7 protein-coding genes are annotated in these 7,190 nt (G+C 28.9%); 3 read left to right on the plus strand and 4 right to left on the minus strand.

Annotated elements, in window-relative coordinates:
• Positions 1 to 1,149: 1,149 nt before the first annotated feature.
• A complete protein-coding gene (locus Q0649_RS18280; RefSeq protein WP_298845406.1) occupies positions 1,150 to 1,734 on the plus strand; it encodes a hypothetical protein in 585 nt (194 codons plus the stop codon).
• Positions 1,735 to 1,814: 80 nt separating this feature from the next.
• On the plus strand, positions 1,815 to 2,582 hold the full coding sequence (locus tag Q0649_RS18285; RefSeq protein WP_298845407.1) for a prolipoprotein diacylglyceryl transferase: 768 nt from the start codon (positions 1,815 to 1,817) through the stop codon (positions 2,580 to 2,582).
• A 52-nt stretch (positions 2,583 to 2,634) separates the two neighbouring features.
• On the opposite strand, the gene Q0649_RS18290 is transcribed toward Q0649_RS18285, so the two are convergent.
• The 3 genes from Q0649_RS18290 to Q0649_RS18300 form a co-directional block, all read right to left on the minus strand.
• Positions 2,635 to 2,814, minus strand: a complete 180-nt coding sequence (locus Q0649_RS18290; protein WP_298845408.1) for a hypothetical protein — start codon at positions 2,812 to 2,814, stop codon at positions 2,635 to 2,637.
• A 330-nt stretch (positions 2,815 to 3,144) separates the two neighbouring features.
• Positions 3,145 to 3,345 (minus strand): cold-shock protein, encoded by a 201-nt coding sequence (locus tag Q0649_RS18295; protein ID WP_071611001.1) that lies wholly within the window; start codon positions 3,343 to 3,345, stop codon positions 3,145 to 3,147.
• Positions 3,346 to 3,531: 186 nt separating this feature from the next.
• On the minus strand, positions 3,532 to 4,170 hold the full coding sequence (locus tag Q0649_RS18300; protein WP_298845419.1) for an MBL fold metallo-hydrolase: 639 nt from the start codon (positions 4,168 to 4,170) through the stop codon (positions 3,532 to 3,534).
• Between the two features lie 232 nt (positions 4,171 to 4,402).
• Here Q0649_RS18300 and Q0649_RS18305 point away from each other — a divergent pair, with 232 nt between their 5' ends.
• Positions 4,403 to 5,371 (plus strand): N-acetylmuramoyl-L-alanine amidase, encoded by a 969-nt coding sequence (locus Q0649_RS18305; protein ID WP_298845421.1) that lies wholly within the window; start codon positions 4,403 to 4,405, stop codon positions 5,369 to 5,371.
• Between the two features lie 102 nt (positions 5,372 to 5,473).
• On the opposite strand, the gene Q0649_RS18310 is transcribed toward Q0649_RS18305, so the two are convergent.
• Positions 5,474 to 7,190, minus strand: a 1,717-nt coding sequence (locus Q0649_RS18310; RefSeq protein ID WP_298845423.1) for a glutamine synthetase, incomplete at its 5' end; no start/stop codon positions are given.

The raw sequence follows: 7,190 nt of genomic DNA on the forward strand, positions 1-7,190 counted from the left end.
CAGACGTGTGCTCTTCCGATCTTGAATATGATATGGACAATATAGCAGACACAGGCATTAATGCTGAAAAAATTATTGGAGCTGCAATTGTAAAATTTCTAGATAACAATGTGATTTCAATAATGAGTGGATTTTCAACAACCGAAAAACCAAATGAATGGAAAAGTTATAAGTTAGCTGATTCTAATAAAGAAAGTAAAGAAAACAAAGAAACTAAAGAAACTAAAGAAACTAGAACAGATAATGTGAAAAATGAATTTGATGAATACGAACAAAGCATCGAGATGATTAAGGTTAAAAGTGATATAGCAGATAAAAAAGTAGATGATGTGGTAGCACCAAAAGTGGATATTGAGCAAAGGATTGAATCTAATGATGTTTTACCTTTAGAAGATCAGAAGAATGTAGCCGAAGAAATTGATATTAATCAAAGAGTTAATAGTTGTGATATCGAAATTCCAATGGAAGAAGAAAAAGAAGAGAAAGTTGAAGAAAGTAATCCTGAATCAGAGTTTGAAGATATCATTAGGGATAAGGACAAAAAGCATTGTGAACAAGACAACAAGAAAAAAGAGTATGGATGTAATAAAAAGGAAAATAATTCTTATAAAGATGAATATCCTAAAGGTGCCATGGGGAATTTTTTTAAGTCAGTAGCGGAAGATTTCGTGAAAGTACCTGATTTTACTAATGAAATTAAGTGGTGCACATGGTATAAGGTTCCTGTGCATAACTTAGAGAATATGTATGATTTGAGTGATTATAATAAATATGCAATAGCATATTATCCTATGATTTGTTATTATCCATATATTAGAAATTGCAAATCGTTTATGCTAGGATATAAATGTGATTCAAAAGGAAACATGAAATATATAGTTTATGGTATACCTGGAAGCAGAAATAAAGCGCATCAACCTTATGGAGGAAAAACTGGGTTTGTTACTTGGATTGCTGATAAAGAAAATGATGAAATGGGACATTGGTTAATGTTTTATGATTTTAAAAATTCTACGGTTGTTGTCCCTATAAAAAAATAATGTAGATAAGATAAAATGTGTGACTATTGTTTAGTCACACATTTTATTTTTTAATATTAATATACTATTTATCATATAGTATATTAATATTAACATTTGGAGGGAAGTATTGAAAATTATATTTGTAAATAGAAAAAAAGTTGGGATTATAGTAATAGTTTTCGGACTTATGGTTACGCTACTCGGAATATCAAAACAATTTGATCAAAAGTTAAAATCAACAATTCTTATAGAAAACAATATTAAGTTATTGGATGATTATGTGGCCATACAGGGGAAAGTGAATTATAAATTACCTAAAGGTTGGATAACAAATGAAAAAAAATTTTTAGGGGATGAGATTTTATACCACAACGATTTTAAATCATCCGATGCAGTAATTCATGGATTTGTAGAAGTGTGGAAGGGGAGAAAGGACTTAAAAAAGTTTTTAGATAATAGTAAAAACATATCAGAGGAACAAAATAAAATTAAAGATTATAAGATTAATGACATTACTATTAATGGTAAAAAAACATATGTTGTACAATATTTAATTAATGTATCAGATAATAATTGGTATAGGTCCTATGAATATTTTGTTGATGATGGTGAAGAGTTTTATAGATTTTCATTTTTCATAAAAAATGTTAATTTTAAAGAAATGTATGGAGCCGTTTTCGAAAGCATAGTAGAAACGTTAAAAATTCGATAAAATTAATTATATTTGCTTTAAACTTTTTAGTGTATTATAATTCTCTTAGTTTTTGTTTTTATTAGTAAGGGGGTGAGCAAATGAAACCAATATTATTTGAGTTTTCTTTTGTGAAAATTTATGGGTATGGATTAATGATAATGATAGGAATTCTTGCAGCACTTTGCTTATTATCATATAGAGGTAAAAAAGAACAATATGATGATGACAGTATTTGGAATATGGCGGTAATTTCGATAATTTGTGGTCTAATAGGCGGAAAGGTAATGTATATAATTACAGATATTAAGGAAGTGTTACAAAATCCTTCAGTATTAAAAAATATTGGAAATGGATTTGTTATTTATGGAGCTATTTTGGGAGGGATATTAGGAGTTTACATCTATACAAAAAAAAAGAAGTGGAATACACTTAGAGTGTTTGACTTGTTGGTTCCTAGTTTACCACTAGCACAGGGATTTGGTAGGATAGGATGTTTTTTGGCCGGATGCTGCTATGGAAAGGTCACATCATTACCAATAGGTGTAGAGTTTAATAATTCACCATTTGCACCTGCAAATGTACATTTAATACCAACACAAATTTATTCTTCAATATTTGATTTTATGTTAGCATTTTTTTTACTTTGGTATGATAGGGTAGATAGGGGCGATAGAAAAAAAGGAAGATTGTTTTCTCTTTATCTTATCATATATAGTATAGGAAGATTTTTAATTGAGTTTTTAAGAGGTGACCCTAGAGGAAGTGTATCTATACTTTCTACGTCTCAATTTATTAGTTTGTTTGTATTAATTGTTGGAGTATTATTATTTAATTTTGAAAAAATAAAAAAAAATATGTCTAAATAATATAAGAACTGTATTTATAAAAACAAATACAGTTCGTTTTATTGAAATACCATTAAAAAAGATTAAACATCTCATTCTTAAACATATTAGTGAAGTTTCCAATATCTAAATCGATAGTATCTCCTGTTTTAGAATTCCTAGGTAACCTTGTTATACTTACATCTATAGTAGTTCCATCTTGAAAATTTATAAAAGCGTCTGTACTATTCATATCTATTATTTTCCCAAACATTATAAAAACATCCTTTCATAAATATCTTTACTATAGTTTTAGCAAAAGATGCTATTATATTCAAGAAAGGGATAATCTTATTAAGAGTTATATACAGGGCTGATTTGAACTGCTAATAAGTATATGTACTAGCTTAGGTTTAGCTGTGCTTAACTTTAAAATAAACAAGGTATGTCAGAGAGTAAATTTGATATGTAGCCTGAGACAGGCTATTTAATCCTATAAACAGCGTTGCCTATTTTATGTAATTAAACTTAAAAACACCTATCACAAAGTGATAGGTGTTTTTATCTATAATTAATTTGTATTATAGATTGAGTGGACTTTGAATTATAATCTAGTAACGTTTGAAGCTTGAGGGCCTCTAGCACCAGTAGTTATTTCAAATTGAACTTGTTGTCCTTCTTCTAAAGATTTGTATCCGTCTCCTTGAATAGCTGAGAAATGTACGAATACATCCTCTTCTCCTTCTACTGATAAAAATCCAAACCCTTTTTCTGAGTTAAACCATTTAACTGTACCTGTTTTCATATAACTTTCCTCCTGAATAAAAAAATTTGCAACATGTGTAACATAAGTATCATAATACTACACTTTACCATATTTTTAAATAGATTTTAGAAAAAAACAAATATAATTATCATATTTGTTTTATAATTTATTAAAAACATATATTTTGTAATTAATTAATTTAAATGGTAAATATAGATAATTTATCTATTGGATAAAATTTAATATTTTGACTGCTAGAGATTCGTTAATTTCATTATTAATTACTAAAGTATTACTACCTATTTTTGTGGCATTTTTCATGTACATAAGAAATGTTTCAATTCCATCTAAAGGAAGAGAGACACGTGATGTCTTATAGTGCATAGGTATAACTATTTTAGGATTTATTTTTTTAGTGATTTGTGAGGCTTCTTTTCCGTTTATTGTATAGTTACCACCTACAGGAATAAATAGTATATCTATAGAACCTATAGCACAAAGATCATCATTTGAAAGAGTGTGACCTAGATCACCTAAATGACACACTGAATATCCATCAATTGTAAATTTGAATATTATATTGTCACCACGTTTTGCACCTTTATTCTTGTCATGATAAGAATGAATTCCTTTTATAGATATATCGTAAACAGTAGATATGCCTATCTCATTTATAATTTTATAATTACCCATAAGTTCTTTAGTGTAATTATGATCAAAATGTTGATGGCTTATAGTTACAATATCTGGACTACCATTATAAAGTTCATATCCTAAAGTGGCATCAAATGGATCAGTTAAAAGTTTAATACCTTTTGAATCTTCTAAAAGAAAACATGAATGGCCTAGCCAAGTGATTTTCATGTAATTTCCTCCTTTTTAAAAAAAGATGTATTTATTTATATAAATTGAAACCATTATTTAAGTGGAACGTATTTTAAAGTGAATGAGTATATTATAATACTATTTGTAATTAAATTATGCCACTCTTTGTAAAATAATACACTATAAAGATTTAAAAAAGTGAATTCTTACTAAATAGGTGGAATTATATTAATAATTTCATTAATAATATAAAGTTTTAGAAGGGGGTTATATGAGAAAAGTTTTTAAAGTATTTATAATTATGATTTTAGCTTTAATTGTTTGTATACCTATGCAAACAATAGTAAATGCAAGTACAATTACAAATATGGCGGCAAAAAAAGATGTGGTAGTTAGTAAGATTTTTACAGTGAGTTTTAATAAAACTTTGAATGTTAGTACAGTGAACACAACAAACATTAAGGTGATTTCAGAGGGCAATACTTACATAGGAATCAAAGTTAGTTTGGCAAGTAGTAAAAAAAGTGTAGTAGTTCAACCGGTTAAAAGCTATGAATATAATAAGAAGTATACATTGATCGTGAAAAGTCAAGTGAAGTCTTCTGATGGAAAATTCCTTCCAAATGAAGTTAGAATGGCTTTTACTACTAAAAGTGCACCAATTACTGCGAAGTACAAGATAGTTTTAGATCCAGGTCATGGAGGCTATGATTCAGGAGCGGTCGGACCTACAGGAGTTATGGAGAAAAATGTTAATCTTGCGATTGCTTTAAAAACAGGAGCTGTATTAACAAAAAATGGTATTGAAACAATATACACAAGAAAAAGTGACACAGTAAGTTGGACAAGCAATGTAACCCAAAATCTTCAAGCAATATGTAATATTTCAAATAATGCTAAACCAAATTATTTTGTAAGTATACATGCGAATAGTGGGGCCCCTTCAGCCACAGGAACTGAAACTTATACTTATGCGGGGAGTTCAGTCGCAACAAAGTTAGCACAGGCAATCCAGACTGAAATAGTTAAAGCAACTGGGTCAACAAATAGGGGTATTAGAACTGAAAATTATTATGTCTTAAAACATACGGATGCTACATCAATACTTATAGAAACCGGATTTATTTCTAACCTAGCACAAGAAAAACTATTAAATAGTTTTGCGTACCAAACTAAGGTGGCTAATGCAATTTCAAAGGGTATTCTTAATACTCTAGGGATATATACTATAAAATATTAATAAATTATTATATTTATATTGAAATTATTCAAAAAAACAACCTCAATAGTAAAATACTATTAAGGTTGTTTTTAAATTTATTTTATATAAGTTTTAAATTTATTAGATATCTAATAAATTCTTTTGATAGTTAGAATAACAGAATCTAAGCTCTTCAATTTGCGCATCTAATTGTATCTGTAATGTAGAAAGTTCTGCATAGTTTTCACTTTGAGAAGCATCCTTTATCTTAGTAAATAGGCTAGTTTTAGAATAAGTATCTTTCATAATTGAGTGTCTTAGATCATTAACTTTTTGCCAATTTGCTAAATCTAAATCTAATGCTAGTTCAGCAGTGTGAATCATTTTACATTTTCTGATTTCTTCTGCATAATTGTTTAATAATCTATTGTTTATTTCAGTAACCCATCTAGATGTTATTGCCATTCTAAAACTATTTATTATGCTAGTAGTAAATACATCACCAGTTTTAAGAATTTCAAGTTTATTTGGGAATTCGTCTAATGAACTAACATTTTCATAAACCGTTTTAGGTGCTTTACCAAAGTAATCTGCACGTTGATCTTCAGTATAGTATTCAAATACATCTTCTTCACTTCTGTATGCTCTATTTTTTTCTAAATAATCTGCATCATCTCCTGGTGCTTTAGATAGTTCTTTTAAAAGTTCGTCTTCAGACTTGTTGTTTTTAATTGCATAGACTATACCATCAAGCATACCCATATATAAAGTAGATAAAGCTAGGTAAGTATTAGTATGTGGGCATGGAGCTCTAAGTTCAAACCTTGTAGCAAGAGGATTATCAAGATCTCTTATTAATGCGAGTAGTATAGATCTATTTCTAGATGGAACATCAACGCTGTGACCAAGTGATGTTACTATACATATAGGAGCCTCAAAACCAACTTTTAATCTTCTTAAAGAATCATTTGTTGAAGAAACAAATGGGTTTATTACTTCATAATTTTTAAGTACACCCATTATTGAAGCATAACCTAAAGTACTTAGAAAATGGTTGTTATTTGAATTGAATAAGTTAACTCTCTTGCCGTTCTTTAATTTTACAGCAATTCCAATATGAGTATGTTCACCACTTCCGGCTACATCATGGACAGGCTTTGCTAAAAAGTTAACATCTAAACCGTTAAGTCTGAATGTTTCTTTTACTAAATTTCTAATGAATAACTCATTATCTGCACATTGCACGGCATCAGAGTATTTCCAATCTATTTCAAGTTGTTCCATAATATGTGTAAGAGAACCAGCTTCGCCTATTTGAGCTTTTACTCCGCCAACTTCTTTATGTCCCATTTCAGGCTCAAAACCATACTCTTGCATTAATAGAAGAGTTTGTTCAAGAGCTGTTCTAACATTTCCTTTAGTTTTACTCCAATATTGTTCTTTTAGTACTTGAGATGTAGATAATTCTTCTATATCTGCTTTATCATTAGGTGTTTTTACCCAAAATTCTAACTCAGTAGCAGATGTGAGAGTTAATTTATCAATATCTTTATATTCGAAATCAAAAGAACTTAAAGCAGATGGATTTTCTTTAAGCAAATCAAGAAGAGTTGTTTTGAAAGTTTCAACTGATTTTTTTAGGATTGATCTTGAGTCTACTAGAATATCATCATGTAATAATGTACATGGTATTTTCAATGTACCTATAGGTAATTCTGTTTCAGGGTCAATGTTTTCATAATTGTAATCAATGTACCAATTACAGTCAGCATCTGCAAGCATATCTAATTTAGCATTGTTTAGAGTTGCAATACCTGGCAATACTACAGATGAACCATCAGTTTGAATAACACCGTTT

It is taken from the genome of uncultured Clostridium sp. (assembly GCF_937920395.1).
In the GTDB taxonomy this organism is placed as follows: Bacteria; Bacillota; Clostridia; order Clostridiales; family Clostridiaceae; genus Clostridium_AD.